This window comes from Cryptosporangium sp. NPDC051539 (genome assembly GCF_044454545.1).
Lineage (GTDB): Bacteria > Actinomycetota > Actinomycetes > Mycobacteriales > Cryptosporangiaceae > Cryptosporangium.
This window is the reverse complement of record NZ_JBITDV010000001.1, coordinates 196607-222969: the sequence shown is the minus strand read 5'-3', so window position 1 is coordinate 222969 and position 26363 is coordinate 196607. Positions and strand designations below refer to the sequence as shown.

Genomic DNA, 26363 nt, shown 5'->3' with positions numbered 1-26363 from the left:
ACGAGAGGGAGCACTCAGTGCGCGACGACCGGAACCGGGTCACCGGCCGGAGCCGGGGCCAGGTCCGGCGACGGAGCCGTCTGCGGGGCCTGGCGGCGGCGGAAGAGCACCGCGGCCAGCACCGCGCCGGTGAAGAAGAAGCCGGCACCCCAGGCGTACGCGGTCGCGTAGCTGTGCACCGCCGCCTCCGCGGCCGACGAGGACGTCAGCGGCCCGTGCGAGGCCAGGTAGTTCGTGGCCGCGGTCGCAGCGAGCGTGTTCAGCAGCGCGGTGCCGATCGAGCCACCGACCTGCTGCGACGTGTTCACCATCGCGGACGCCACGCCCGCGAAGTGCCGCTCGACGCCCAGCGTCGCGGTCTGCATCGCGGCCGGCATCGTCGTACCCATGCCCAGCCCCAGCACCACCAGCGGCCCGAGCAGGTCCGACGCGTACGTGCTGTGCACGCCGAGCCGGGTCAGTGCCACCATCGCCAGGCCACCGAGCGCGAGCCCGACCGGCACGACGATCTTGGGCCCGAACCGCGGCACCCAGATGTTCGTCGAGAGCTGCGCGGCGATCGCCAGCCCGACGACCATCGGCAGGAACGCGAGACCGGTCTTGATCGGCGTGTAGCCGAGCGTCCCCTGCAGGTAGTAGGTGACGAACAGGAACACACCGAACATGCCGGTCGCGGCGATCAGCACCGACAGGTACGCGGCGCCGCGGTTGCGGTTCAGCACGATGCCCAGCGGGAGCAGCGGGTGCGAGGCCCGGCGCTGCCAGGTCACGAACGCGGCGAACAGCACGGCCGAGACGACGAGCAGTCCCCACGTCCAGACCGAGCCCCAGCCGTCGGTCTCGGCGTTCGAGAAGCCGTAGACCAGCGTGAACAGGGCACCGGAGACCAGCAGCGTTCCGGGGACGTCCAGCCGAGGACGCGGACCGATCCGCACGTGCGTGTCGATGAAGACCAGCGCGCCGGCGATCGCGATCACCGCGATGAACGCGTTGATGTAGAGCGTCCAGCGCCAGCTCAGCGACTCGGTGAGCACACCGCCGAGGAGCAGGCCGATCGCACCGCCGGCCGCGGCGACGGCACCGAACACACCGAACGCCCGGGCACGCTCACGCGCGACGGTGAACGTCGTGGTCAGAACCGCCAGCGCGGTCGGAGCGAGCAGTGCGCCGAACACACCCTGCAGCGCGCGGGCGCCGACGAGAGAACCGAAGTTCTGGGCCGCACCACCGAGGGCGGACGCGGCGGCGAAGCCGATCAGCGCGACGATGAACGTCCGCTTGCGGCCGATCAGGTCGGAGATCCGGCCGCCGAGGAGCAGGAGGCTGGCGAACGCCAGCGAGTACGCGGTGATCACCCATTGCCGGTTGCCGTCGGAGAACCCGAGGTCGGCCTGGGCGGACGGAAGAGCGATGTTCACGACGGTCGCGTCGAGAACCACCATGAGCTGAGCCAGCCCGACGGTGACCAGCGCCCACCAGCGCCGGGAAGAAGCCGCCTCGTTAGGCGGGGAGATAGTTGCCGTGGTCATGCAACCACCATATACGGAACTTGGCAGTTTCGAAACTAAGAGTTTCGGAACTGGAAAGTTTCGGAACGTTGAAGTACTGTGACAGGTCACTAGTCAGAAGGGGGTCGGCAACAATGACGTCCGCCGCACCCGTCGTCAAGCCGGGACGCAAGCGCGATCACACGCGCGATCCCGAGATCCTCGACGCGGCCCTCGAGGTCCTCGCCGAGACCGGCTACGACTGCATGACGATCGATCAGGTCGCCGCCCGCGCCAAGGCCGGCAAGGCCACGCTCTACCGGCGGTGGTCGTCCAAGGCCGAGCTGGTCATCGACGCGGTCGGCTGCCTCAAGAAAGACACGTTCGACTCGCTGCCCGACACCGGCACGCTCCGCGGCGACCTGCTCGCGATGATACGTCCGCCGACGATGGCCGACGCCCAGAAGAAGATCCGGATCATGTCCGGCGTCGTCTCGATGCTGGAGAAGTCACCCGAGCTCGCCGACGCGCTCCGCGCCGCGATGGTCGAGCCCCGCGCCACCGCCAACCGCACCCTGCTGCGCCGCGCGATCGACCGCGGCGAGATCCGCGCCGACTGCAACGTCGAGATGTTGTCCCAGGTCAGCGCGTCGATGGTGTTCTACCGCACGATGATCCTGCGTCAGCCGGTCGACCGCGATTTCCTGCTTTCGATCGTCGACGAGGTCTTGCTACCAGCGGTACGCAAGACCGACACTGAGGTCACGGGCGGATAACGACGTTTACCGGGAGCGCCGATGCCGGAGGTTCCCCGACGTCGCTTCCTCGCTCTCACCGCCGCCGCGTTCGGCGGCCCGGTCCTGCTCCCCTCCCGCGGTCCGGTCCCGGCCGGCGCGTTCACGCTGGGCGTCGCGTCCGGTGATCCGTTACCCGACGGCGTGCTGCTCTGGACCCGTCTCGCTCCGCGTCCGCTCGAACCGCGCGGCGGGATGCCCGACCGGCCGGTCGAGGTCCGCTGGGAGGTGGCCGCCGACGAGCGGTTCCGCCGCGTCGTCCGGACCGGTGTGGCGGTGGCGCGCGCCGCGAACGCCCACACGCTCCACGTGGACGTCCGGGGGCTGGACGCCGCCCGCGGCTACTTCTACCGTTTCCGGGCCGGCGGCCAGTCCTCACCGGTCGGCCGGACGCGCACCGCACCGGCGCCGGGTGCCGCCGTGCGCCGTCTCCGCTTCACCACCGCGTCCTGCCAGAACTGGCAGGACGGCTACTACACCGCGTACCGGTCGATGGCTGCCGAAGACCTCGACTTCGTCGTCTGGCTCGGCGACTACCTCTACGAGTCCGCGCCCTGGCCCGGGCTGATCCGGGAACACGCCGGCACCGGCCAGCCGTACACGCTGGACGACTACCGGATCCGGCACGCCCAGTACCGCACCGACCCCGACCTGGCCCGCATGCACGCGGCCGCGCCCTGGATCGTCTCGATCGACGACCACGACGTCGACGACAACTGGACCGGCGACCTGCCCGCCGACCCGCGGGCGGTCGAGAAGGTACCGTTCACCGCCCGGAAGGCGGCCGCGCTGCGGGCGTTCGCCGAGCACCTGCCGATCCGCCTCGGCCCGGGTGGACGGATGTTCCGCCGGTTCGGCTTCGGGGACCTCGCCACGCTGCACGTCCTCGACACCCGCTCCTACCGCTCGCCGCATCCGACCACGGTCGCCGAGGCGCGGGAACCCTGGCGGACGATGACCGGCCCGGCGCAGGAGTCCTGGCTCACGTCCGGTCTGGCGACGTCCGGGAGCCGGTGGAACCTGCTCGCGAACCAGGTCATGATCGCCGCGGGCGACAGCAAGGCCGGACCGGGCGAGAAGTACAGCTTCGACGGCTGGGACGGCTACCGGGCCCAGCGGCGGCGGCTGCTGGAGTTCCTCGGCAGCGGCGCGACCCGCAACCCGGTCGTGCTCACCGGCGACCAGCACGCCACCTGGATCAACGATCTCCGGACCGACTTCCGCGACGAGTCCTCGCCGCTGGTCGCGTCCGAGTTCGTCGGCACCTCGATCACGTCCGGCGGCGACCCGGACCTCGTCCGGTTCCGGCACCAGCGCGCGACGCTGCAGCAGGAGAACCCGCACTGCCGCTACCTGGACAACCAGCGCGGCTACCTGCTGGCCGACGTCACGCCGGACGAGTTCTGCGTCCGGCTGCGGGTGGTGGACAGCGTCACCGATCCCACTGCCGGAGCGGCCCGCAGCGTGGCCCGGTTCGCGGTCGAGAGCGATCGGCCCGGCGTCCACCTCGAGGGGCCACCCAACCTGTCCGGCGCCCCCGGCGGCCTCCTGCCCTGACCACTCAGGACGCGACCAGCGCGCTGTCCAGCGGCACCGCGATCGCCACCCGGGTCTCCCCCGGCGCACTCTCGACCGACGCACGTCCGGACAGGCTCCGTGCCCGCTCCGCGATCCCGGCCAGCCCGCCACCGGGTTTGATCCGCGCGCCGCCCGGCCCGTCGTCGATCACGACGCCGCGCAGCCAGTGGTCGGCCAGCGTCACCTCGATCCGGACCGCGGCGCCGGGCGCGTACTTCGCGACGTTCGTCAGGCCCTCGCAGAGCGCGAAGTACAGCGTCGCCTCGATCGCGGCCGGATACCGGCCCGGGACGACCAGGAGCCGGACGGGCAGGCCGAGCCGGTCGGCGACCGCGGCCAGCGCACCGTGCAGGCCCAGTTCGCGCAGGGCCGCGGGCAGCAGCCCGTGCGCGAGCTCCTCGAGCTCGCCGACCGTCGCCAGCACCTCGTCCCGGCACTCACCCGCGACGGAGCCCACCAGCGGGTCGGACACCTGGCCGGTCAGCCGTTCCAGACGGCGGGCCAGGTCGCCGAGCTGCCGCTGGGGCCCGTCGTGCAGTTCCTGCTCCAGGCGCTGACGCTCGGCCAGCCGCTTCTCCTCCAGCCGGGCCTTGGCGGCCAGGATCTGGGTGAGGTTGGCGCTCACGGCCGCCTGGAGCTGGGCGGTGAGCAGCGCCTGTCCCCCGGCGCGCAGCACGGCGTCCACCAGCAGGGGACGGCGGCGCAGGGAGCCGTCGACGTCGACGATCGCCAGCGGCTGCTGCCCCCCGGAGCGCGGGTCCCCGGAGACGGGATCGCCGGAGATGGGGATCCGCCACCGCGCGTCGTCGGCGGCCGGGGCCGGGGCCACCTCGGGCACCCCACCGGCGTCGACCCAGCCGTCCTCGGACGGAGCCCAGAAGTACAGCTGGAGCGTGCCGTCGCGCAGCGCGTCGGCCAGCGCGATCCGGACCGTCGCGACCGATGTCCCGGACGAGGTGATCCGGACGACGCGGTGCGGCGCGCTCAGCTCCCACCAGCGGTCGCGCAAGGCGCCGGAGACCAGGGCGATCGCCACCACCAGCGCGATCACGCCCTCGGTGAAGTAGAACGACTGCAGGGTCTCGATATCGGTCCAGGTGCCGGGCTCCAGCGCGGCCTGGATCGACGGGATCAGCCCCAGCGCCGCCGCGGTGACCTGCACCGGGATCGCGATCCGCCGGTCGAGGTTCGACAGCCAGCGCGACCGGCGCCAGAGCAGCGCGGCGAACCACAGCGCGAGCACGATCTGCCCGGCGGCCTGGGCGCGCATGCCGATTTCCCAGACCGCGCGGATCGGCGGGCCGCTCGGCCAGGTCACGGTCGGCGGCAGGCCGGCCCACTCCGGCTCGGTGAAGACCTGGAAGACCACCTCGCCCCCGACCAGGACGATCGCCGCGGCGACGACCCAGACCCGGTCGCCGCGGCCGCGCAGCCGCCCGGCCGGGTACGACAGGATCGCGGTGCCGAACAGGACGAAGAACCCGTACAGGCCGAAGAACGAGATCGACGGGCCGAGACCGTGCTCGCGCGACACCAGCCAGGCGAACGGCCAGCAGTACGCGGCCGCGATCAGCAGCCAGCCGGTCAGCCGGCGGCGGCGGCCCCCGGTGGCCAGCAGCGCGCCCGAGGCGGCGAACCCACCGCAGGCCAGGGCCGCGACGGCGCCGTGGACGGGGTGCTCGCGCCAGTACGGCGAGCCGAAGAGCAGGACCAGCGCCCCGGAGCCCACCGCGCAGAGGACGGCGCGGACCGCCTCGTGCCGGAGGAACGGGATACGCGGCACCCGCCGCATGCTACGGACTGCCGAACCCGGACGCTGTCCTCCGTTCGGAGGGCACTTATTTACTCCTGTCACAGTAGTCACGTGTCACTGTCCTTTCCGGTGCCCCGGCGCCGCTTCCTCGCCGCCGGCTCGGTGGGCCTGCTCGCCCCGGTTCTGCTGGGCGCCGACGGGCGGACCTCCGGCGTCCCTACCGGGCGGTTCCGGCGGCGCTCGGTGCCGGGCGGGATGTTCACGCTCGGGGTGGCCTCCGGTGATCCGCTGCCGGACGGCGTCGTGCTCTGGACCCGGCTCGCGCCGCGCCCGCTGGAGCCCGGCGGCGGCATGCCCGACGAGCCCGTCGCGGTCCGCTGGGAGATCGCGCACGACGAGCGGTTCCGGCGGAGCGTCCGCAGCGGTGTCCGGGTGGCCCGCCCGGCGGCGGCCCACACGGTGCACGTGGACGTGCGCGGGCTGCGCCCGGCGGCCACCTACTACTACCGGTTCGTGGTCGCGGGCCAGGTGTCGGCCGTGGGCCGGACGCGGACCGCACCGGCCGCGGGCAGCAGCCCGGCCTCGCTGCGGTTCGCGACCGCGTCGTGCCAGAACTGGCAGGACGGTTTCTACACCGCGTACCGGTCGATGGCCGACGCGGAACTGGACTTCGTCGCGTTCCTCGGCGACTACGTCTACGAGGCCGTGGGCGGGCCGACCCGGCTGCGTGACCACGTCGGCGCCGGTCAACCGTACACGCTGGACGAGTACCGGATCCGGCACGCCCAGTACCGCACCGACCCCGACCTCGCCGGCATGCACGCGGCCGCGCCCTGGATCGTCTCGATCGACGACCACGACGTCGACGACAACTGGGCCGGCGAGTGGCCGGCCGACCCGGCGCTGGTCGAGCCGGTGCCGTTCGCGGCCCGGAAGGCGGCGGCGCTGCGCGCGTACGCCGAGCACCTACCGATGCGGACCGGCCCGGGCGGCCGGATGTACCGGCGGCTGGGGTTCGGGGACCTGGCGACGCTGCACGTCCTCGACACCCGGTCGTACCGGTCGATGCAGCCGAGGAGCCTGCGCGCCGCGAGCCAGCCGGCCCGGACGATGACCGGCGCCGAGCAGGAGCGCTGGCTGGTGCGCGGGCTGGCCGGGTCGGGTGCGCGCTGGAACCTGCTCGCGAACCAGGTCATGATGGCCGCGACCGAGGGCAGCCGGCGCAACTTCGACGCCTGGGACGGCTACCGGGCCCAGCGCCGCCGCCTGCTCGAGTTCCTCGCCACCGGCGCGGTGGCCAACCCGGTCGTGCTCACCGGCGACCAGCACGCGACCTGGGTCAGCGACCTCCGGCCGGACTTCGGCGACGTGTCGTCGCCGGTGGTGGCGGCGGAGTTCGTCGGCACGTCGATCACGTCCGGCGGGGACGCGGACCCGGCCGCGATCGCGGAGTTCCACCGCGAGCACGACCCCGAGTTCGCCCGGAACCCGCACTTCGCGTACTGCGACAACCGGCGGGGCTATCTGCTCGGCGAACTGACCCGGTCGGAGCTGCGGGTGCGGCTGCAGGTCGTGGACACGGTCCGCAGCCCGGCCGCGACGACGACCCGGACCGCCGCGACGTTCGTGGTCAGCGACGGCCGCCCCGGCGTGGCCGCGACCGAAAGCTGAGCGACAAAGCTCTTCTTCACACGACGCTGTAACACGTTGCTATAGTGTGTGACACACACTATAGTGTTGGACATGACAATGGATGCGACGCTCTCCACTCATCTCCAGGAGCTGCGCCGCGGCACGGTCGTCGTCGCGAGCCTGATGGTCCTGCGCACGCCCGGCTACGGATACTCGCTGCTCGAGACACTGAGCGCGGCCGGGTTCGAGGTGGAGGCCAACACGCTCTACCCGCTGCTGCGGCGTCTCGAGGCCCAGGGCCTGCTGACCAGCTCCTGGAACACCGACGAAGCGCGGCCGCGCAAGTTCTACCGGACCACCGCGCCGGGCGAGGCGATGGCCGGCTCCCTGCGCGACGAATGGGCCCGCCTCACCGCCGCGATCGCCGACCTGTCCGCCCCCGCCACCCCCTCGGAGTGAACCATGGCCGCCACCCTTCTCGACCGTTACGTCTTCACCGTGCTGCGCCGCGTCCCGGAGAAGCAGCGCACCGACATCGACCGTGAGCTGCGCGCCTCGATCGCCGACGCCGTCGACGCCCGGGTCGGCGGTGGGGACCCCCCGGAGGCCGCGCTGGAGGCCACGCTGCTCGAACTCGGCGATCCCGAGCGGCTCGCCGACGGTTACGCCGGCCGCAGGCAGTACCTGATCGGGCCGGAACTGTTCGGCGTCTGGCGCCGGATCCTGACCCTGCTCGTCAGCATCGTGCTGCCGATCGTCGTCGCGGTCGGCGTGATCGGGACGCTCCTGGGCGGCGGCGGGGTGGGCAAGGCGATCGGCGTCGGCATCGGCACGCTGATCACCACCGCCGCCCACATGGGGTTCTGGACGACCGCGGTGTTCGCGATCCTGGAGCGCACCGGCGTCGGCCGGGACGAACTCGGTGGCGAGTGGACGCCGGCGAAACTGCCCCGGTACGAGAACCACCACCGCGACGTCGCGACGCTGGCGATGGCGCTGATCTGGCCGCTCGCCCTGGCGGTCGCGCTGGTCCTGCAGCAGTTCACGTTCACCGACGTGCCGGTTCTCGACCCGGCCAACTGGACGTTCTGGTGGCCGTACCTGCTGGTCGTGCTCGTCCTCGAGTGCGGCTACGCGGTGTGGGTGTTCCGCCGCGCGGCCTGGGACCACACGGTCACCGCGGTGAACGCGGTGCTGGCGATCGCGTTCTGGGTCCCGGTCGTCTGGCTGCTGGCCGACCACGCGTTCTACAACCCGCGGTACGTGTCGAGCCTGGACTGGGGCACGGCCGACGCCCGGCACTGGCTGACCGTCTCCGGCGTCCTGTTCGCGCTGGTCGCGGGTGTCTGGGACATCGTGGACGTGGCGATCCGGGCCGAGCGCACCCGGCGCGGGCTGCCGAGCACGGCGCCGATCACGGTCTGACCGTCCGTACCGGCTTCTTCCGTCGGACCGATCCACCGGACGGACGGCGCGGGCCTGGTCCGGCCGGGGGATCAGGGACGCCAGGGGCACCTGAGGCCCGTGCTCCCTTGTTACCGTGCCGCGAATCGCTCACACTCACGGGGATCCGCACTCGATGACACGCTCCCGCACCCGGTCGGCCCTGGCTTCGACGGGGTTGGCCCTGGCTTCGACCCGGTCGGCCCTGGCTTCGACGGGGTTGGCCCTGGCCTTGGCGGCCACCGTCGCCGGCTGCTCGGCCCCGGCCCGGCCTTCGCCCGCACCCTCCCCCGCCGCCGAGGTCGCCGCCGCGGCCCCGCTGCGCGGGCTCGACGTCTCGAACTGGCAGGGCAACGTCAACTGGACCGGCGTCAAGCGGCAGGGCCCGAGGTTCGCCTACATCAAGGCGACGCTCGGCACCGACTTCCGCAGTCCGTACTTCTCCCAGCAGTACCGGGGCGCGACCGCGATCGGCCTCGTCCGGGGTGCGTACCACTTCGGGCTGCCGCTGCGTAGCGGCGGCGCCCGCCAGGCCGACTACTTCGCCGACCACGGCGGTGGCTGGAGCCGTGACGGCCGGACGCTGCCCGGCGCGCTGGACATCGAGTTCAACCCGTACTCGGCCAAACCCGGACGCCCGGAGTACCGCAAGAACCAGTGCTACGGCCTCACCCCGGCCGCGATGCGCGGCTGGATCCGCGCGTTCCTCGCGCGCTACCACCAGCGGACCGGCCGCCACGCCGTCCTGTACACCACGACCAGCTGGTGGACGTCGTGCACGGGCAACGACCGGGAGTTCGCCGCTACGAACCCGCTCTGGATCGCCCGGTACCGGAGCACGACGGCCGGTCCGTTGCCGGCCGGGTGGACGAAGTACACGTTCTGGCAGCACTCGTCCACCGGCCCGTTCCCGGGTGACTCCAACGTCTTCAACGGCAGCCCGGCCGACCTGCGCGCGTTAGCCCTCGGCTGAGGCCACCGCCGCGCGGACGGCGTCCGGAGCCTCCGCGCGCAACCGGTCGTCGGGGGTCGCGCCCAGCGCGTTGTTCACGGTGGAGAACGCCAGCCGGAGCGCCACGAACACCGTCATCGCGAAGATGTCGGCGTCGGCGAACCCGGCTTCCCGGAGTGCGTCGACGTCGGCCGGCGACACCGAGAACGGGCTCCGGGCCACCGACCGGGCCCACCCGGCCATCGCCGCCTCGGCCGGGTCCAGCCCCGCGTCGTCGCCCTCCAGCACCGCGCCGGCGGCGGTGTCTCCCGCGACCCGCGCCAGCCGCGACCCCCAGGCCAGCGAGCAGTACGGGTCGCCGAACGCCGACGCGGCCGCCGACACCAGGATCGCCTTCTGCCGGAACGTCAGCGACGGCGTGGCCGCGCGGAGCAGCCCGAACAGCCCGTCGAGGGACGCCGGCTGATACGCCCACAACCGCGTCAGATTCATCACGTAGCCGACGTCCGCCACGTCCTCGTCGAAGAGCGCTCTGCTCTCCTCCGAGGACGGCGGATCGGCGAGGTAACCGACCATGCGACCGATCGTCGCAACGATCAGCGCGGAGCGCCTCCGTACTCACCACGGAGAGACGTCTTCAGTACCTTCCCGCTCGCGGTCAGCGGCAGCGCGTCCACCGTGACCACCACGGTCGGGCACTTGTAGTGCGCCATCCGTTCCCGCGCCCAGGCGATCAGCTCGCGTTCGCCGACGGTCCGTCCGGCCACCGGGACGACGACCGCCAGCGGCGTCTCTCCCCACCGTTCGGACGCCACCCCGATCACGGCCACGTGGGCCACCGCCGGATGCCCGGTCAGGACGCTCTCGACCTCGGCCGGGTACACGTTCTCGCCGCCCGAGACGATCATGTCCTTGAGCCGGTCGTGCAGGTACAGGTAGCCCTCGGCGTCGAACGAGCCGCCGTCGCCGGTGCGCAGCCAGCCGTCCGGTGTGATCGCCGCGGCCGTCGCCTCCGGGTTGCGCCAGTAGCGGCGCATCACGTGACCGCCGCCGATCAGCACCTCGCCGCGCTCGCCGGGCGGCAGGTCCGCCAGCGTGTCCGGGTCGACGACGCGCACCGGCACGTTCGGCATCGGCCGCCCGACCGACCGCAGCCGCAGCGCCGTCCGGTGGTCGTCCGGGCTCAGCATGGTCACGCCGCCGGTCGACTCGGTCAGCCCGTAGGACTGCAGGAATTTGCAGCCGAAAACCTCGGTCGCCTCGCGCAGCACCGGTTCCGGCATCGGGGAGGCGCCGTAGACCAGGTACTTCAGCGCGCTCCAGTCGCCGGCGCGCGCCTCGGGCAGCCCGACCAGGAACTGGATCACGGTCGGTACCGCGACCGCGTGCGAGACCCGGTGGTCCTGCAGGATCCGGCACAGGTCCGCGGGCGACGCCGGGTTGCGCAGCAGCAGCGAGGCCCCGTTGATCGCGGCGACCAGCGCCAGGCCGAGACCGGAGACGTGGAAGAACGGCACCGGCGCGAGCGCGACCGACGTCGTGTCGAGTTCCAGCAGGTAGTGCATGGCCGCGACGGCCTGGCCGAGGTTCGCGCCGGTGAGTTCGATGCCCTTGGGACGGCCGGTGGTGCCCGAGGTGTAGAACATCAGCGCGGTGTCGCCGGGGTCCCGGGCGTACCCGGGATCCACGTCCGAGGCGGCCTCGGTCCAGGGGCCGTAGGACTCCGCGGTGACGACGCAGCCGACCCCCGCGTCGCGGGCGACCGTCGCCAGGTGCTCGTGCCCCGCGCCGAGCACGAGCGCGGCCGGTTCGGCGTCCCGGAGGATGTACTCGACCTCCGGCGGCGCCAGGCGGAAGTTCAGCGCGGTCGGGATCGCACCGGCTTTGCTCGCACCGTAGAGCGTCGCGAGGAACGGTGCCGAGTTCTCGCCCAGGTAGGCGACCCGGTCGCCCGCGGCCACCCCGGCGTCCCGCAGCGCGTTGGCGACCCGGCCGGCCTCGCGGTCCAGCTCGGCGTAGGTGGTGGTCGCGGTCGTCGTGACCACGGCGGACGCGTGCGGCGTCTGCGCCGCCCTCCGGCGGAGAACGTCCTCGAGCCGCTCGACCCGGGTCCCGTCGGCGTGCAGCGCGTAGTGCGGGTCGGCGTACTCGGGCGGCGTGGGCAGCAGGATCATCGCGCCGCCCGCGACGCGTGGTACGGGCCGAACACGGGGGCGGCGAACACCCCGGGCGGTGCGGCCACCACGTGCTCGATCGCCCGCAGCGCCGGGCCCGCGGTGACGTACTGGGCCGCGGTCGTCCGCACGCCGGGCTCGTCCGGCTCGACCAGGTTGAGGGTCATCACCATCTCGGGCCTGCCCCGGACGTGGACGCGCCAGTGGTCGCGACCGGCGTACTCGGGCCGGTCGGGCTCGCACGTCCAGATGATCGCCAGCGTCAGGAACAGCGTGCCGCCGACGAGCGCGTGCCAGCGCCACTCGGTCGTGGCGACCGTCCCGGCCGCGATCGGCCCGGCCGCCACGGTCAGGTCGGTCAGCGCCGGCACGATCCGGTGGTCGGGCACGATGTCGTCCGGCACCACGCCCATCCGGTCGCAGAGGAACGCGATCGTCTCCCGGTAGAGCAGCCCGTACAGCGTCGGCAGCGGCCCGGTCCCGTCCAGCTTCCCGGGATCCGACCCCATCCCCATCACCGTGAACAGGAAGTCCGGGTCAGGCATCGCGCGGGCGTCGAGCACCTCGTCGATCGTGATCCGGTCCAGCGTGACGCTGACGCCGGAGAGCGACAGCGCGAGCCGTTCCCCGATCACCCCGGGGCTGATGCCGACCCCGAACAACGTCGAGCCGCCGCGCCGGCAGGCGTCCGCGAAAAGCTCTTCGCGGGCGGGGCCGTGGGCACGCGGGAAGTGGTGACCGGCGGTCGTCACGACGTTGATCCCGGCCGACAGCAGGCGGACGAGGTCGGCGTCGTGGGTCTCGTACGGGACCTGCAGGCGGGGTGAGTGCATCACCACGTCCGGGCGGGCCGCGATCACGTCCTCGATGTCCTTCGTGGCGAGCACCCCGGTCGGCGGACGGCGGGCGATGTCTCCGGCGTCGCGGCCGGCCTTCCGGTCGCCGTAGACGAGCAGCGCGACGAGCTCGAGGTCGTCGCGGTCGAGGACCCCGCGCAGGATCGTCTTGCCCACCGCCCCGGTCGCCCATTGCGCGACCCGGATCACTTGCCCGTCCGTAACTCGCTCACGAACATCAGCTTGGCCAGGCCCTTCTCGTAGCGGATCGGGTCGCGGGCCAGGCGCGCGCGGGACTCCACCGCCATCAGGTCGGTGTCGCAGGTCCACTCACCGCGCGTCATCGCGGCCAGCCCGGTGCGGGCGATCTCCCGCGGGTCTTCCTTGTGGCCGGCGACGTGCGCGGCCATCCGGGTGTCGACCGACCCGACGATCAGCGAGGTGACGCTGATGCCGTGGCGCTCGAGCTCGCCCCGGGCGATCCCGCCCAGGTAGAGGGCGGCCGCCTTGGACGTCGAGTACCCGCCCATGAACGCGGTCGGCGCGATCGCCGCGACCGACAGCACGTTGACGAACGAGCCGTGCCCGGCCCGGGTGAGCACCGGCGCGAACGCCCGGATCATCCGGAGCGGGCCGAAGTAGTTGACCTCCATCTCGGCCCGGGCGGCGTCCGGATCGGTGGCCTCGACCAGCCGGTCGCCGGCGTGCAGGCCCGCGTTGTTGACGACGACCGTGGCGTCGCCGCACTCCGCCGCGGCTGCTCGCACGTCGGCATCCGAGGTGACGTCCAGGCGCACGACCGTGGCGCCGGTCGCGGACAGCTCCCCGGTGACGTCCTGCGGGTCCCGCACGCCCGCGTACACGGTGGCGGCACCCTGCGCGAGCGCCTCCTGGACGAACGCGAGGCCGATCCCGCGGTTCGCGCCGGTCACCACGACCCGCGCACCGGCCACCGGCACCCCACGCAGAACGCTCATTCGGCACCCTTCGATGCGTAGACCACGTCGTCCGGGAACTTGCCGCCGTGCTTCATCGCCGACGTGTCGCCCAGCATGCCGAACACCCAGGTCTCGGACGGCTCCATGTCGTGGTTCCAGTCCCAGCGCAGCGCACGGTGGCGGATGCCCCAGCGCCGGCCGACCCGTTCCAGGTCGTCGATCATCCGCGCCGACGTGAGCGAGTCGCCGATCCGCCCGTCCGGACGCCGCACGCGCGCGAACGCGAGCACGTACGACTCGGCCCGGGCGCGGTCGCCGTCCACCTCGATCAGGACGTTGGTCGTCGCGTGCGTGGAGACGCCTTTCGGGTGGGTGATCGTCCGGGCGATCGAGGCCACGTAGTCGCTCGCCGACCCGGAGAAGAGCCCGCCGTGGTCTTCGGTCGCACCCGGCAGGTAACAGGCCTCGAGGGCGGCCACGTCACCCCGGTCGATCGCCCGGAGGTACCGAACGAGCAGGTCATGGATGTCTTGCTTGGCCAGCAAAGTGTCGAGCGCGGTGGGCTCCACGGGCCGCCTCCGAGTCGTTGACGAGTTGCTCTGCTTCCTGTAGTAATCCGTATCACACCGTTAACTGAAGTGTCATCAGAACCGTGTTCACCAGGGGAGGGGACTTGCTCCGAGTCACCGACGTCGCCATCCGGTTCGGTGGTGTGCGCGCCCTCGACGGGGTCACGTTCGGCGTGGAGCCCGGCCAGATCTGCGGGCTCATCGGGCCGAACGGCGCCGGCAAGACCACCCTGTTCAACTGCATCACCCGTATCTACCGGCCGTCCGCGGGCACGCTCCGGTTCGACGGCGAGGACCTGCTGACGATCGCGCCGCACCGCCTCGCCCGGAAGGGCATCACGCGCACGTTCCAGAACCTCGCGCTCTTCCCCACGCTCAGTGTCTTCGAGAACACGATGTCCGGAGGGCTCTCCCAGAAGAGCCGGGGCCTGCGGTCGCGGGCCTGGGAGATCATCGAGCGCCTCGACCTCATGGACGTCGCTCTGCGACCGGCCGCCGGGCTGCCGTTCGGGACGCTGAAGCGCGTCGAGCTGGCCCGGGGCCTGATGGCGCGCCCCCGCCTGCTGCTGCTGGACGAACCCGCGGGCGGGCTCACCCACAGCGAAGTCGACGACCTCGGGCAACTGCTGGTCTCGCTGCGGGACGAGTACGGCTTCGCCGCGTTACTCGTGGAGCACCACATGGGACTCGTCCTCGGCATCAGCGACCACGTCGTCGCGCTCGACTTCGGCCGGAAGATCTACGAGGGGACACCGGCCGGCGTGCGGGACGACGACGCGGTGGTAGCCGCTTATCTGGGCCGCCCGAAACCGGGTGCCCGCCCCGCGGAATCTCCCGGGGCGGCCCGATGACCGCGCCGGACGTGACCCCGCTGCTCGAGGTCACCGGGCTGCGGGCCGGGTACGGCGGCCGGGACGTGCTGCACGGCCTCGACCTGAGCGTCGGCGCGGGCGAGGTCGTCGTGGTGCTGGGCGCGAACGGCGCGGGCAAGACCACGACGATGCGCGCGCTCGCGGGGCTGATCGGGCGCCGCGGCACGGCCACGGTCGGCGGCGCACCGCTCGGACGCCGCCCCGACGAGATCGTCCGCCAGGGCATCAGCCTCGTCCCCCAGGGCCGCGGCACCCTCGACATCTCGGTGCTCGACAACCTCCGCGTCGGCGCCGCGGTCCGCACGGATCACGCCGCGATCGCCGAGGACATCGAGCGCTGGTGCACCACGTTCCCCGCGCTGGCCCGCCGCGCCGGCCAGCGCGCGGGCACGCTGTCGGGCGGCGAGCAGCAGATGCTCGCGGTCGCCCGCGCGCTGATGAGCCGCCCCCGCCTGCTGCTCTGCGACGAGCCGAGCCTCGGCCTGGCGCCGATCGTCGTCCAGGAACTGTTCGACACGCTCGCGTCCCTCAACCGCAGCGACGGCACCGCGCTGCTGATCGTCGAGCAGAACGCGGAGCTCGCGATGGACATCGCCGGCACCGTCTACCTGCTGGAGGTCGGCACGATCGCCGCGTCCGGCCCGGCCGAACGATTCCGCCAGGACGACACCGTCCGCAGCGCCTACCTCGGTTACTAGGAGCAGAAGGTGGAGCTCTTCGTCGAACGCCTGCTGGCCGGTCTGACCAACGGATCGGTCTACGCGCTGCTCGCGCTCGCGCTGGTCGTCGTGTACCGCGCGACCGGGACGCTGAACTTCGCCCAGGGCGAGCTGGCGCTGTTCACGACGTTCGTCGCGTGGTGGATCACCACGCTGGGCGCGCCGGTCTGGGTGGCGATCGTCGCCGCGCTGATCGTCGGATTCGTCCTCGGTGCGGCGATCGAACGGCTGCTGATCCGGCCGGTACAGCGCAAGAACGACATGGCCGTGCTGATCGTCGCGCTCGGCCTGTTCACCGGGCTGAATTCGCTGGCCGGGCTGCTGTGGAACTCGGAAACCAAGATCATGCCGAGCCCGTTCCCGAACGGCCTGGACGACTACGTCAGCGTGTTCGGCGCCCGCCTCTACGGGGACGCACTGGGCGTCTGGGGGGCGCTGATCGTCCTGCTCGGACTGATCACGCTGCTCTTCCGGCGTACCCGGATCGGCCTGCACATGCGCGCGGTCGCCGCGAACCCGGAGTCGGCCGCGCTGGCCGGCGTCCGCACCGGCCGGATCCTGATGATCGGCTGGGGCCTCTCCGGCGCGATCGGCGCGCTGGCCGGTGTCCTGGTCACGCCGCTGGCACCCGAGCAGCTGGGCCTGACCACAATGTTCCACATCTTCATCGCGGCCTCGGCGGCGGCGCTGTTCGGCGGCCTCGACAGCCTGCAAGGGGCCGTGGTCGGCGGCCTCACGATCGGCGTCCTCGAAGCCATGCTCTCCGGCTACGTCTCGTTCCTCGGCGGTGAACTGCAGCAGACCTCGGCGCTGCTGATCATCGTCGCGATCCTGTTCATCCGCCCGAACGGCCTGTTCGGCTCGAAGCGGACGGTGCGCGTATGACCACCCTGGCGCCGGCCCGACCGGCCGGACCGCAAACCCGCACCCGATACGTCCTCGTCGAGAACTCCTGGCCGCACCACGCGATCCGCGCGGCCTGCCTCGCGCTCGCCGCGCTCGGCGTCCTCTGGGCCTCGCAGCTGACGCCGTTCCGGGTCGGACAGTTCACGACCGTCTTCGTCATGGCGATCGCGATCATCGGCCTGAACCTGGTCACCGGCTACACCGGGCTGCTCTCGATCGGGCACTCGGCGTTCTTCGGGCTCGGCGCGTACACGACCGGCGTGCTGATCGTGAAGCTCGAGTTCGCCCCGCTGGCCACGATCCCGATCGCGATGGCGCTGACGTTCGTCCTCGGCCTGCTGGTCGGGTTGCCGTCGCTGCGCATCCACGGCCTGTACCTGGCGCTGGTGACGCTCGCGGTGGCGGTCGCGTTCCCGGAGATCGTGCGCAAGCTGGAATCGCTCACCGGCGGCGCGGCCGGCATGGTGGTGCGGTCCCGGTACCTGGCTCCCCCCGAGTGGACCGGGCTGGTCCGGGCTCAGCGCGGGATCTGGACGTTCTGGCTCTCGGCGTTCGTGCTGGTCGTGGTCATGCTGGCGGCCCGCGGCCTGGTCCGGAGCCGGTTCGGGCTGAGGATGCGCACGGTCCGCGATCACGAGATCGCCGCGGCCGCGAACGGCGTCGGGATCGCCCGGACGAAGATCCTGGTCTTCGGCCTCTCGGGCGCGGTCACCGGCCTGGCCGGGGCGCTGTTCACGATGTACATCGGCGCGCTCTCGCCGGACGGGTCGTTCACCCTGCTCAAGTCGATCGAGCTGGTCACCGGCCTGGTGCTGGGTGGGGTCGCGACCCAGCTCGGGCCACTGATCGGCGCGCTGGCCGTGGTCTTCCTCCCCTACTACACCGCGTCGTTCACGACCGGGCCGCTGTCCGGTGTGGTGTTCGGCGCCGTGCTGATCGCGCTCTGCTTCCTGATGCCCGAGGGCATCGCCGGTCGGCTCGGACTGCTGATCCGCAAATTCGTGACCGTCGTGCCCCCGGACCATCCGGCGCTCGGATCACCCCCGGGCTGATCCGGCCCGGCCGCCCCGCCGCCCCGCCGACCGCCGATCCGGCTCCGCCGTCGGCCACCTTCTCTCCCCCTGCCCTGACGTGCCCGCACCGTGCCCGGTGCGGCCGCGTGGTGTACCCCCACCCCGGAAGGAACGTTATGAAGCGCAGACTCGTGACCTCGTTCGTGCTCGCGGCCGTCACCGCGGGCACCCTGGCCGCCTGCGGGAGCAACAGTTCGTCCGGCGGCGACACGGCGGACGCCGCGTCGACGAAGAAGGGCTCGATCGACGTCGACAACTGCGCCGACCCGGACGCCGTCACCACGAAGATCACCGGCACGCTGAAGGTCGGCTGGTCCGCCCCCACCTCCGGGCCGCTGGCCGATGCGGTCGGCAACGTCATCGAAGGCATGGAGGCCCGGTTCGCGGTGGAGAACGCGGCCGGCGGCGTCGGCGGCGTGAAGCTCGCGGTCGTCGTCAAGGACGATGCGTTCAACCCGGAGCGGGCCCGCACCAACGTCGGCGAGCTGATCGAGAAGGACAAGGTCGACGTGCTCGACACGTTCGGCTCCGGCCAGCTCGACGCGATGTCCGACGCCCAGAACGACGCCTGCGTCCCGCTGCTGTTCGGCCAGGCCAGCGTCCCCGCCTACCGCGACGCGACGAAGTTCCCGTGGACCACCGAATATCTGCCGTCGGCCGACGTCGAGATGAAGGCGGTGGTCGAAGGCCTGAAGAAGAAGTACCCGCAGGGGGCGAAGGTTGCGCTCGCCGCCAACCAGACCGAGTCGGGTCAGGGTTACGCGAACGGATTCAAGAACGCGATCGAGGGCACGAACTTCACCCTCGCCAAGGAAGCCCCGCTGACCGACCCGAACACCGCCGCCTCGGCGCTGAAGGCGTCCGGCGCGCCGATCCTGGTCGACGCCGGGGTCACGACCGACTGCCTGGCGCTGACCCAGGCGATCGGCCGGGTCGGCTGGAAGCCGGAAACCGTGATCCAGCCGTCGAACTGCGCGGACGGGGCCACGCTCTACGCGCCGGCCGGTGCCGCCGCCGACGGGCAGCAGATCATGCGCTGGCTCAAGGACCCGGCCGACGCGGCGTTCGCCGCCGACCCGGCGGTGAAGGACTACCTGACCAAGGTCGCCGCGAACGGGGCCGACTCGCCGACGAACACGTACACGCTGAACGGCTGGGCGATCGCCGATCTGATGATCGACGTCTTCACGAACGCGGCGAAGTCGTCCGGCGGCCTGTCGCGGCTCTCGATCATGCAGGCGGCACGGACCCAGGACTACCAGCCTCCGATGTTCATCAACGGGATTAAGTTCACGATGACCGAGCAGAAGTCGCTGGGCATCCAGGCGTTCCAGCCGTTCACGTGGCACGCCGGCCAGAAGCGGTTCATCGCGTCCGGCGATGTCCTGAACGCGGCCTGAGGCCTGAAAGGAGCAGCAGTGGCTGTCAGTCGTGGTCTCCATCCGCCCGAGAAGGTCGCCGACTACGTCGCGCGGGGCTGGTGGAGCGAGGAAACCGTCGATCAGATCTTCCGCGACACGGTCGCGGCCCGGGGTTCGCATCCGGCGATCGCCGATCCGGCCAACCGGGCCGCCCTGCTCGGCGCGGAGCCCCGACGCCTGACCTGGGCGGAGCTCGACTCGGAGGTGACCTGGCTGGCGGCCCGGCTGCTCGACCTCGGGCTCGGGCGCGGTCACGTGCTCGGAGTGCAGTTACCGAACACGATCGAGCTCGCGGAGGTGTACCTCGCGGCCTGGACGCTCGGCGTGGTGGTCTCGCCGCTGCCGATGCAGTACCGCGAGCGCGAGGTCGTCGAGATGGCGCGGCAGGCCTCCTTCCGTGCGTTCGTCACCGTGGCCGCGTTCGGCGGCCGCTCCCCCGCCGCCGAGGTGGTCGCGGTCCGCGACCGGCTGCCGTCGCTGACGGCCGTCGTCACGTTCGGCCTGCCCGCCGAGGGTGGTTCGGGCGCGGATGCGGCGTGGGTGCCGGCCTCGGCGTCGGAGGCCGACCGGCAGCGGGTCGAGGCGCACCGGACCGCCGATCCCAACGACGCGAACGACGCGCTCACGATCTGCTGGACGTCGGGGACCGAGAGCGTCCCCAAGGGCGTGCCCCGGTGCCATCTGGACTGGCTGGCGATCTGCTGGGCCACCGTGGACGCGCCCCGGATGGTCGCCGGCGACGTGCTGCTGAACCCGTTCCCGATGGTGAACATGGCCGGCCTCAACGGGATGTTCCTGCCCTGGCTGCGGACCGGCTGCCTGCTCGTCCAGCACCACCCGTTCGACCTGGGCGTCTTCCTGGAACAGATCGCGGACGAACGGGTCACGTACACGGTCGCGCCGCCCGCGATGCTGTGGCTGCTGCTCTCCGACGAGCGACTGCGACAGGCCGCCGACCTCTCGTCGCTGACCCGGATCGGATCCGGCTCGGTACCGCTCCAGCCCGACATGGTGCGGGGCTGGCAGGAACGGTTCGGGATCAGCGTCATCAACTTCTTCGGGTCGAACGAGGGCATCGGCCTGCTCTCCAGCCCGGAGGACTTCCCGGATCCGGCCGACCGGGCCCGGTTCTTCCCCCGCTACGGCGCACCCGGCGTGACCTGGTCGTCCCGGATCTCGGAGTGGGTGTCGATCAAGCTGGTCGATCAGGAGACCGGTGTGGAGATCACCGACCCGGGCCGGCCCGGCGAGCTGCATCTCGGCGGCCCGACCGTGTTCGCGGGCTACCTGAACGGCGGGTCGCCGTTCGACGCCGAAGGAATGCTCGAGACCGGCGACATCTTCGAGATCGCCGGCGACCACGGCCAGTTCCTCCGGTTCCTGGACCGGGCCAAGGACCTGGTGATCCGGGGCGGGATGAACATCGCCCCGGCCGAGCTCGAAGGCCTGATCGGGGCCCACCCGGCGGTCGCGGACGTCGCGGTGGTCGGCGATCCGGACGAGGTGCTGGGCGAGAAGGTGGCGGCGATCGTGGTGCTGGCACCGGGGGCGACGCTGACGCTCGACGAGCTGGTGTCGTTCCTGCGCGCGGAGAAGATCGCCTCGTACAAGCTGCCGGAGCGCCTCGAAGTGCGGGAGGCGCTCCCGCGTAACCCGGTCGGCAAGGTCCTGAAGCGTGAACTTCGGCGGGCGAAATCGGAGGCTCCGGCATGACGGATCAATTAGCCGTGGCCCGGCGGATGTTCGACGCCTGGGACGCGCTCGACTGGGACACCGCGATCGGCCTCTTCGCCGACGACGCCGTGCTGCACAGCGTCATGCAGGAGCCTCTCGTCGGCAGGGAAGCCATCGCCGGGCGGCTCCGGCAGCTGGCGTCGGGCGCGACCTGGATCCACCTCGACGTCAAGGCGCTCGGGGTGATCGACGGGCGGGTGTTCGTGGAGCGGGTCGACCGGTTCACGTTCAACGGGCACCTGGGCGAGGTACCGGTCGTCGGAATCCTGCGGATCGCCGACGGACTGGTCACCGAATGGCTGGAGTACTACGACCGGGCCACGCTGCTGCGCGGGATGGGCCTGGGCAGTGACGTCGCCGACTGACGTGTCCTGGGCCCATCTGGTGGTGGCGGCCATGGGACGCCGGCCCCGGGACGTGGCGTTCCGCGGGCACGGCCTGGTGCGCACGCACGGGGAGTCGCGCGACCGGGCCGTGCGGTTCGCGCACGCGCTGGCGGCCCGGGGCATCGGCCCCGGGTCCCGGGTCGCGCTGGTCGTCGAGGACCGCGCCGACGCGGTCGAGGCCTACCTGGGCGTGGGCCTCACCGGCGCCACCGCCGTCCACGTCAACGACCGTCTGGCCGGGCCCGAGATCGCCGAGGTCCTGTCGCGGGCGAACGCCGGCACCGTCTGCGTGACCGCGGGTCACGCCGACCGTCTCGACGACCTGTTCCGGGGATCCGGCCTCGACGTCATCGGGCTGGGCGGGCCCGCTCCGGCCGGCGACGGGCGTGCTCCGGGCCGGGCCGGGTTCGTCTCCTACGAGCGGCTCGTGTCGGCCGGGTCGACCGCGACACCGGACGCGCCGATCGATCCCGATCTGCCGGGCATCGTCGGGTTCACGTCCGGCACCACCGGACGGGCCAAGGGCGTGGTGCACACGCATCGCAACCTGGCCCGGATCGTGCGGCACCTGCCGTCGCACGACGGGCTGCGCTGGGGTAGCCGGTGCGGATTCACCGGGACGCTGGCGTTCGTCGCCGGAGTCTGGGGCGTCGTGCTCCCCCACCTCTACGTCGGCGGCGAGATCTCGTTCCTGGCCGGGTTCACGCCCGACCGCTGGGTCGACGCGATGATCCGCGAGCGCACGAACTTCACCTACGCCCCGACGCCGCTGATGTCCGCCTTCGCCGCCGAGGTCCGCCGCCGCCCGCAGGTGCTGACGCACCTCGACGGCGTGCTGCACTCCGGCTCGCTCGCCGACCGCGACACGGTGGCCGGCCTGGTCGACGCGATCGGGCCCCGGTACGTCGAGACGTACGGCATGACCGAGACCGGTGCACCGGTCACCGCGACCGTCCCGGACGACTGGCGCCCGGGTTGCGCGGCCGACGACCCGTTCGCCTCGGCCGGACGGGCGGTCCCGATCGCGTCGGTCTCGATCGTCGGACGAGACGGCACGCGCCTGCCGCCCGGCGAGACCGGCGAGATCGTCGTCCGGAGCGACACGCTGTTCGAGGGCTACCTCGGCGACCCGGCCGCGACCGCGGAGGCGTTGGCGGACGGCGCGCTCCGGACCGGCGACCTCGGGTCGCTCGACGAGGCCGGGTTCCTCTACGTGCGCGGACGCCTCAAGGACATGATCGTCACCGGGGGCATGAACGTGTACCCGGCCGAGGTGGAGCAGGTGCTGGCACTCGGCGACGGGGTCGCGGAGGTGGCGGTGTTCGGGGTGTCGCACCCGCGGTGGGGTGAGACCGTGACCGCGGCGGTCGTCCCGCGGCCGGGCGTCACCGTGGACACGAGCGCGCTCGACACCCTGGTCCGGAGCCGGCTGGCGTCGTACAAGAAGCCGACCGCGATCCACGTGGTGGACGCGTTGCCGCGCACGGCCAGTCTGAAGGTTCGGAAAGACGAGTTGCGGAAGAGGTTCGATGCTTCCTGACGTGCTGTCCGGCCTGCGGCTGCCGGTGCTGTGTGCCCCGATGTTCCTGGTGTCGGGTCCCGAGCTGGTGATCGCGGCGACCAACGCGGGCGTGCTCGGCTCGTTCCCGGCGCCGAACTGCCGGACCAGCGCGGAGCTGGACGAGTGGCTGGGGACGATCCGCGCCGGTGTCGGCGACGCCCCCTGGGCACTGAACCTGGTGACGCACCGGACGAACACCCGCCTTCCCGACGACCTGCGGCTGGTGGCCGAACATCGTCCGCCGATCGTGATCACCGCGCTCGGATCGCCGGCGCCGGCCGTCGAGACCGTGCATGCGTACGGCGGGCTGGTGATCGCGGACGTGATCGACCTCCGGCTGGCGCGGAAGGCCGTGGCGGCCGGGGCCGACGGGCTGGGGCTGGTGTCGGCCGGGTCCGGCGGGCACACCGGGTCCCTGTCGCCGCTGGCGTTCGTCCCGGCGGTGCGGTCGTTCTTCGACGGGCTCCTGGTGGTCGGCGGCGGGGTCGCGGACGGCGCCGGGATCGCGGGCGGGCTCGCGACCGGCGCGGATCTGGTGTCGGTCGGGACGCGGTTCCTCGCGACCGCCGAGAGCCGGGCGGTGCCGGAGTACAAGCAGATGGTGGTGGATCACGGCCCGGACGACCTGGTGATCAGCTCCGCGGTGACCGGCACGCCCGCGTCCTGGCTCGGCCCGAGCCTGGCCGCCCACGGCATCGACCCGGCGGCGGCGGTGGCCCGGACCTACGACGGTGCCGCACCGGCGTCGCGCTGGAAGGACCTCTGGGCCGCGGGCCAGGGGCTGGGGCTGGTGCGCGACGCGCCGGCGGTCGCGGTCGTGGTCGACCGCCTGGAGAAGGAGTTCGAGGGTGCCGTGGCGTCGTTCGCCCGGCGGGTGAACAGATAACGGCGAACCCCGGCCGGGTGCCGGTGCTACCGTCGGTGGGCCGGCCGAGGGGCGCTGCGACGGGGTGAGGCCCCGCCACGCTCGGCCCGGCACCTTCGGTTCGAAGGGCGCCTCCCTTCGGGAGGCGAACGTGCGACGCACCGTCGGCCGAGTGGCCGCGCTCTATCGATACCCCGTCAAATCCATGGCCGCGGAGCCGCTCGACTCCGTCGACGTCTCGTGGAACGGCCTGGCCGGCGACCGCCGCTGGGGGTTCGTCCGGCCGGACAGCGGCGGGGACGGGTTTCCCTGGCTCACCCTCCGTCAGCACCACGAGCTCGGCACCTACCGGCCCCGGGTGACCGACCCGGGCCGCCCCGACGCGTCCGGCGTGACGGTCCGGACACCGGCGGGCACCGAACGGGACGTGCTCGATCCGGCGCTCGCGGCCGAACTCGGTGGCCACCCGATGAAGCTCGACCGCGGCACGTTCGACAGCGCCCCGGTCTCCCTGCTCACCACGCGATCGCTCACCGACCTGGCCGGGCTCCTCGGATCCCCGCCCGGCCCGGGCCGGTTCCGCCCGAACATCCTCGTCGAGACCGGCGAACCGGAGGAGAACTGGGTCGGCGGCACGGTCACGCTCGGCGGCGTACGCGTCCGGGCCGACCGCCGGGACCGCCGGTGCGTAGTCGTCACGATCGACCCCCGCACCGGCCGCCGCAGCCCGGAGGTCCTGCGCGCGATCGCCACCCACCGGGCCGGCACCTTCGGCCTCTACGGCACCGTCGAACTCCCCGGCCGCCTGGCGGTCGGCGACCCGGTCGTCGTCGAGGCCCCCGACCACCCGACCCCCGACCACCCGGCGGCGGACCCCCCGGCGGCCGGCGGGCCGGTCACCGGGCGGACCAGGATCGAATCGTGATCCACCCGGAGACCGCGAGCCGCGACCCGTCCTAGGGCAGCAACGTGTCGAGGAACGTGTTGCTGAACACCCGGTGCGGGTCGGCACCGTTCAGCGTCGCCCGGGCGGTGTCCCAGTTGTCACCCGACGGCTGGCCCGCCCGGAGGCTGGCCGGGATCCGCCCGGTCAGCGCACCGGTGTCGGTCCACGCCCCGGACGGCGTCACCGCCCACGCCTTCGACCACTCCGGCCGCACGGTCGCGTAGCTACCGGTGTAGTTGCCTTCGATCCACGCCTCCATCTCGGCGTAGAACGCGTCGCAGTCCGGCGTCCCGGGGATCGTGCCCATGTCGAGCCAGACCACCGTGTTCCACTCCGGATGATCCGGCCGGGGCCGGGCCGCCGAGAGCTGCGGGCTCACGCCGCCGCCGTTGACCTCGCCCGGCGCGTCGACGCCGGTGACCCGGATCTCGACCGGACCGTTCATCGGGAACTTGTTCTGGGCCTGGTACGCGGTGATCCGCTCCTGGTACTTGACGTAGAACTCGTTCACCACCCGCTGCACGTTCGCCCTCGACGTCAGCACCGCGTACCCGGCCTCGACGATCCGCAGCGTCGTCGGCTGCACGTACAGCAGCGTGTTCTTCGACCAGCCCCAGATGTCCCAGGTCCCGGTGACGATCAGCCCGGATCCCACGATCGAGATCTGCAAATTCTGGAACGCGGGCGTCCCGCTGGTGTTGCCGCTGACGACCTGCGACAGGAAGTCGCTCTGCTCCTTGGACAGGAAGTTCGCGAACGTGTACGCGTACGGCGACGACACCGACCGCGACAGCAGCGGCTTCGACGCCGCGAGCGACCACACCTTGAGCCACGGGCGGTCGGTGAACGGGAACCAGATCGCCTCCACCCGGCCGCTGGAGTTCAGATAGCTCGACAGCGTCCGCCCGGACGTGCCCTGGGGGCCGAACAGCGTCGCGGTCGGGATGTCGTAGAAGCTCTGGCACCGCAGGCGCTTGTTCGCACCCACCTGCAGCGTCACGCTCACCACGAACGCCCGCCCGAGGTGCACCAGGAACGCGGCGATGTCCGGCTGCGTCCGGGTGTACGTCTTCAGCGCGTACGCGGAGCCGTTCCAGGCCACGACCGTGATCGACAGCACGGCGTTGCTCAGCGTCCCGTAGCTGGTGCCCGGCGTCCGGGTCTCGCCGGTCGCCGGTACCGCCGACCCGTGGGCCCCGATCGCAAGCACACCGCCGACCGTGAGGTTCCCGGGTGCGGTCAGCGCGGCCAGCCCGTACCCGGCGTTCTCCAGCGCGACCGTGAGCTGGTCGACCGTCGCCCCGGCCTGGACCGTCACGGTCCCGGACCCCACGCTGATCCCGGCCAGGTGCTTGGTCAGGTCGACCAGCACCACCGCCGAGACGTCCGCTCCGGCCGGGAGCAGCGTCGGCGACCAGCCGTGACTCATGCCTTTCGGGCGGACGCGGTACCCGTGTGCCCGCGCCCAGTTCACGACCGCGACGACGTCGGCGGTGGTCGCCGGCGCGCACGTCCAGACGCCGTCCAGGTCGATCTCCCCGGACCAGTTCACATAGGCCTGCTGGTACAGCTCGACACCGGACGGGAACTCCGGTGGTGCGGCGATCGTGGCGGCTGAAGCGGGTAACGCGAACGACTCGCCGGCTACCAGGCCTGCGGCGATCACCGCAGCGGCACCTTTGAGGACGGTGCGGCGGCCAACGGGGTGTGCAGCTCCCATGTGC

General features: G+C 72.2%; 24 protein-coding genes and 1 riboswitch. Of the genes, 16 read left to right on the top strand and 8 right to left on the bottom strand.

The window, feature by feature from the left end:
• Positions 1 to 14: 14 nt before the first annotated feature.
• The gene (locus ACIBZJ_RS01050) at positions 15 to 1529 is read right to left on the bottom strand and encodes an MFS transporter (RefSeq protein WP_395924097.1); all 1515 of its coding nucleotides are present in this window, start codon (positions 1527 to 1529) and stop codon (positions 15 to 17) included.
• A gap of 113 nt (positions 1530 to 1642) precedes the next feature.
• Between ACIBZJ_RS01050 and ACIBZJ_RS01045 the strand changes: the two genes are divergently transcribed.
• Both ACIBZJ_RS01045 and ACIBZJ_RS01040 read left to right on the top strand, forming a co-directional pair.
• Positions 1643 to 2263: a TetR/AcrR family transcriptional regulator gene (locus ACIBZJ_RS01045; protein WP_395924095.1), complete on the top strand. Its 621-nt coding sequence runs from the start codon at positions 1643 to 1645 to the stop codon at positions 2261 to 2263.
• 21 nt (positions 2264 to 2284) lie between these two features.
• Complete coding sequence (locus ACIBZJ_RS01040) at positions 2285 to 3838, top strand: alkaline phosphatase D family protein (RefSeq protein ID WP_395924093.1); 1554 nt, start codon at positions 2285 to 2287, stop codon at positions 3836 to 3838.
• Positions 3839 to 3842: 4 nt separating this feature from the next.
• Here the strand turns inward: ACIBZJ_RS01040 and ACIBZJ_RS01035 are convergent, their stop codons facing one another.
• Positions 3843 to 5642, bottom strand: a complete 1800-nt coding sequence (locus tag ACIBZJ_RS01035) for a sensor histidine kinase (RefSeq protein WP_395924091.1) — start codon at positions 5640 to 5642, stop codon at positions 3843 to 3845.
• Between the two features lie 81 nt (positions 5643 to 5723).
• Here ACIBZJ_RS01035 and ACIBZJ_RS01030 point away from each other — a divergent pair, with 81 nt between their 5' ends.
• The 4 genes from ACIBZJ_RS01030 (at position 5724) to ACIBZJ_RS01015 (ending at position 9660) form a co-directional block, all read left to right on the top strand.
• Complete coding sequence (locus tag ACIBZJ_RS01030; RefSeq protein WP_395924089.1) at positions 5724 to 7283, top strand: alkaline phosphatase D family protein; 1560 nt, start codon at positions 5724 to 5726, stop codon at positions 7281 to 7283.
• A 72-nt stretch (positions 7284 to 7355) separates the two neighbouring features.
• Positions 7356 to 7703 (top strand): PadR family transcriptional regulator, encoded by a 348-nt coding sequence (locus tag ACIBZJ_RS01025; RefSeq protein ID WP_395924087.1) that lies wholly within the window; start codon positions 7356 to 7358, stop codon positions 7701 to 7703.
• Between the two features lie 3 nt (positions 7704 to 7706).
• Positions 7707 to 8669: a permease prefix domain 1-containing protein gene (locus tag ACIBZJ_RS01020; RefSeq protein WP_395924085.1), complete on the top strand. Its 963-nt coding sequence runs from the start codon at positions 7707 to 7709 to the stop codon at positions 8667 to 8669.
• Between the two features lie 154 nt (positions 8670 to 8823).
• Positions 8824 to 9660 (top strand): GH25 family lysozyme, encoded by an 837-nt coding sequence (locus tag ACIBZJ_RS01015; protein WP_395924083.1) that lies wholly within the window; start codon positions 8824 to 8826, stop codon positions 9658 to 9660.
• Here the strand turns inward: ACIBZJ_RS01015 and ACIBZJ_RS01010 are convergent.
• Genes ACIBZJ_RS01010 through ACIBZJ_RS00990 form a run of 5 tightly spaced genes read right to left on the bottom strand, consistent with a single transcriptional unit; the run spans position 9646 to position 14156 of the window.
• The gene (locus ACIBZJ_RS01010) at positions 9646 to 10215 is read right to left on the bottom strand and encodes a carboxymuconolactone decarboxylase family protein (protein ID WP_395924081.1); all 570 of its coding nucleotides are present in this window, start codon (positions 10213 to 10215) and stop codon (positions 9646 to 9648) included. The two genes, ACIBZJ_RS01015 and ACIBZJ_RS01010, sit on opposite strands and share 15 nt — an antisense overlap.
• 20 nt (positions 10216 to 10235) lie before the next feature.
• A complete protein-coding gene (locus tag ACIBZJ_RS01005) occupies positions 10236 to 11813 on the bottom strand; it encodes a long-chain-fatty-acid--CoA ligase (RefSeq protein ID WP_395924079.1) in 1578 nt (525 codons plus the stop codon).
• The gene (locus tag ACIBZJ_RS01000; protein WP_395924077.1) at positions 11810 to 12859 is read right to left on the bottom strand and encodes a dihydrodipicolinate reductase; all 1050 of its coding nucleotides are present in this window, start codon (positions 12857 to 12859) and stop codon (positions 11810 to 11812) included. Before ACIBZJ_RS01000 ends, ACIBZJ_RS01005 begins: the two co-directional genes overlap by 4 nt.
• Positions 12856 to 13626 carry an SDR family oxidoreductase gene (locus ACIBZJ_RS00995; protein ID WP_395924075.1) on the bottom strand — a complete coding sequence of 257 codons (771 nt, stop codon included), beginning with the start codon at positions 13624 to 13626 and terminating at the stop codon, positions 12856 to 12858. The genes ACIBZJ_RS01000 and ACIBZJ_RS00995 overlap by 4 nt, the downstream gene beginning before the upstream one ends.
• Positions 13623 to 14156 carry a nuclear transport factor 2 family protein gene (locus ACIBZJ_RS00990; RefSeq protein ID WP_395924073.1) on the bottom strand — a complete coding sequence of 178 codons (534 nt, stop codon included), beginning with the start codon at positions 14154 to 14156 and terminating at the stop codon, positions 13623 to 13625. The genes ACIBZJ_RS00995 and ACIBZJ_RS00990 overlap by 4 nt, the downstream gene beginning before the upstream one ends.
• Before the next feature lie 104 nt (positions 14157 to 14260).
• Here ACIBZJ_RS00990 and ACIBZJ_RS00985 point away from each other — a divergent pair, with 104 nt between their 5' ends.
• The 10 genes from ACIBZJ_RS00985 (at position 14261) to ACIBZJ_RS00940 (ending at position 24618) form a co-directional block, all read left to right on the top strand.
• The gene (locus ACIBZJ_RS00985) at positions 14261 to 15007 is read left to right on the top strand and encodes an ABC transporter ATP-binding protein (RefSeq protein WP_395924071.1); all 747 of its coding nucleotides are present in this window, start codon (positions 14261 to 14263) and stop codon (positions 15005 to 15007) included.
• Positions 15004 to 15726 carry an ABC transporter ATP-binding protein gene (locus tag ACIBZJ_RS00980; protein WP_395924069.1) on the top strand — a complete coding sequence of 241 codons (723 nt, stop codon included), beginning with the start codon at positions 15004 to 15006 and terminating at the stop codon, positions 15724 to 15726. Before ACIBZJ_RS00985 ends, ACIBZJ_RS00980 begins: the two co-directional genes overlap by 4 nt.
• Positions 15727 to 15735: 9 nt before the next feature.
• Positions 15736 to 16632: a branched-chain amino acid ABC transporter permease gene (locus ACIBZJ_RS00975; RefSeq protein WP_395924067.1), complete on the top strand. Its 897-nt coding sequence runs from the start codon at positions 15736 to 15738 to the stop codon at positions 16630 to 16632.
• Positions 16629 to 17705, top strand: a complete 1077-nt coding sequence (locus ACIBZJ_RS00970; protein WP_395924065.1) for a branched-chain amino acid ABC transporter permease — start codon at positions 16629 to 16631, stop codon at positions 17703 to 17705. The genes ACIBZJ_RS00975 and ACIBZJ_RS00970 overlap by 4 nt, the downstream gene beginning before the upstream one ends.
• A gap of 137 nt (positions 17706 to 17842) precedes the next feature.
• Entirely contained in the window at positions 17843 to 19126 is a 1284-nt protein-coding gene (locus ACIBZJ_RS00965; RefSeq protein ID WP_395924063.1) for an ABC transporter substrate-binding protein, read from the top strand.
• An 18-nt stretch (positions 19127 to 19144) separates the two neighbouring features.
• Positions 19145 to 20860: a class I adenylate-forming enzyme family protein gene (locus ACIBZJ_RS00960; RefSeq protein ID WP_395924061.1), complete on the top strand. Its 1716-nt coding sequence runs from the start codon at positions 19145 to 19147 to the stop codon at positions 20858 to 20860.
• Entirely contained in the window at positions 20857 to 21246 is a 390-nt protein-coding gene (locus ACIBZJ_RS00955) for a nuclear transport factor 2 family protein (protein WP_395924059.1), read from the top strand. Before ACIBZJ_RS00960 ends, ACIBZJ_RS00955 begins: the two co-directional genes overlap by 4 nt.
• A complete protein-coding gene (locus tag ACIBZJ_RS00950; protein WP_395924057.1) occupies positions 21230 to 22807 on the top strand; it encodes a class I adenylate-forming enzyme family protein in 1578 nt (525 codons plus the stop codon). The genes ACIBZJ_RS00955 and ACIBZJ_RS00950 overlap by 17 nt, the downstream gene beginning before the upstream one ends.
• A complete protein-coding gene (locus ACIBZJ_RS00945; RefSeq protein WP_395924056.1) occupies positions 22797 to 23714 on the top strand; it encodes an NAD(P)H-dependent flavin oxidoreductase in 918 nt (305 codons plus the stop codon). Before ACIBZJ_RS00950 ends, ACIBZJ_RS00945 begins: the two co-directional genes overlap by 11 nt.
• Before the next feature lie 40 nt (positions 23715 to 23754).
• A riboswitch (S-adenosyl-L-homocysteine riboswitch) is annotated at positions 23755 to 23834 on the top strand.
• A 10-nt stretch (positions 23835 to 23844) separates the two neighbouring features.
• Positions 23845 to 24618 carry an MOSC domain-containing protein gene (locus ACIBZJ_RS00940; RefSeq protein ID WP_395924054.1) on the top strand — a complete coding sequence of 258 codons (774 nt, stop codon included), beginning with the start codon at positions 23845 to 23847 and terminating at the stop codon, positions 24616 to 24618.
• Positions 24619 to 24649: 31 nt separating this feature from the next.
• Here ACIBZJ_RS00940 and ACIBZJ_RS00935 read toward each other — a convergent pair whose 3' ends face one another.
• Positions 24650 to 26359 carry a cholesterol oxidase substrate-binding domain-containing protein gene (locus ACIBZJ_RS00935; RefSeq protein ID WP_395924052.1) on the bottom strand — a complete coding sequence of 570 codons (1710 nt, stop codon included), beginning with the start codon at positions 26357 to 26359 and terminating at the stop codon, positions 24650 to 24652.
• Between the last annotated feature and the right edge of the window lie 4 nt (positions 26360 to 26363).

What these genes read in the sequence shown, in the direction of transcription:
- ACIBZJ_RS00935 (WP_395924052.1), bottom strand. Translation starts at nt 26,359, where the DNA reads ATGGGAGCTGCACACCCCGTTGGCCGCCGCACCGTCCTCAAAGGTGCC.
- ACIBZJ_RS00980 (WP_395924069.1), top strand. Translation starts at nt 15,004, where the DNA reads ATGACCGCGCCGGACGTGACCCCGCTGCTCGAGGTCACCGGGCTGCGG.
- ACIBZJ_RS01025 (WP_395924087.1), top strand. Translation starts at nt 7,356, where the DNA reads ATGACAATGGATGCGACGCTCTCCACTCATCTCCAGGAGCTGCGCCGC.
- ACIBZJ_RS00995 (WP_395924075.1), bottom strand. Translation starts at nt 13,626, where the DNA reads ATGAGCGTTCTGCGTGGGGTGCCGGTGGCCGGTGCGCGGGTCGTGGTG.
- ACIBZJ_RS01010 (WP_395924081.1), bottom strand. Translation starts at nt 10,215, where the DNA reads ATGGTCGGTTACCTCGCCGATCCGCCGTCCTCGGAGGAGAGCAGAGCG.
- ACIBZJ_RS01015 (WP_395924083.1), top strand. Translation starts at nt 8,824, where the DNA reads ATGACACGCTCCCGCACCCGGTCGGCCCTGGCTTCGACGGGGTTGGCC.
- ACIBZJ_RS00945 (WP_395924056.1), top strand. Translation starts at nt 22,797, where the DNA reads ATGCTTCCTGACGTGCTGTCCGGCCTGCGGCTGCCGGTGCTGTGTGCC.
- ACIBZJ_RS00955 (WP_395924059.1), top strand. Translation starts at nt 20,857, where the DNA reads ATGACGGATCAATTAGCCGTGGCCCGGCGGATGTTCGACGCCTGGGAC.
- ACIBZJ_RS01045 (WP_395924095.1), top strand. Translation starts at nt 1,643, where the DNA reads ATGACGTCCGCCGCACCCGTCGTCAAGCCGGGACGCAAGCGCGATCAC.
- ACIBZJ_RS00965 (WP_395924063.1), top strand. Translation starts at nt 17,843, where the DNA reads ATGAAGCGCAGACTCGTGACCTCGTTCGTGCTCGCGGCCGTCACCGCG.
- ACIBZJ_RS01020 (WP_395924085.1), top strand. Translation starts at nt 7,707, where the DNA reads ATGGCCGCCACCCTTCTCGACCGTTACGTCTTCACCGTGCTGCGCCGC.
- ACIBZJ_RS00970 (WP_395924065.1), top strand. Translation starts at nt 16,629, where the DNA reads ATGACCACCCTGGCGCCGGCCCGACCGGCCGGACCGCAAACCCGCACC.
- ACIBZJ_RS01050 (WP_395924097.1), bottom strand. Translation starts at nt 1,529, where the DNA reads ATGACCACGGCAACTATCTCCCCGCCTAACGAGGCGGCTTCTTCCCGG.
- ACIBZJ_RS01005 (WP_395924079.1), bottom strand. Translation starts at nt 11,813, where the DNA reads ATGATCCTGCTGCCCACGCCGCCCGAGTACGCCGACCCGCACTACGCG.
- ACIBZJ_RS01040 (WP_395924093.1), top strand. Translation starts at nt 2,285, where the DNA reads ATGCCGGAGGTTCCCCGACGTCGCTTCCTCGCTCTCACCGCCGCCGCG.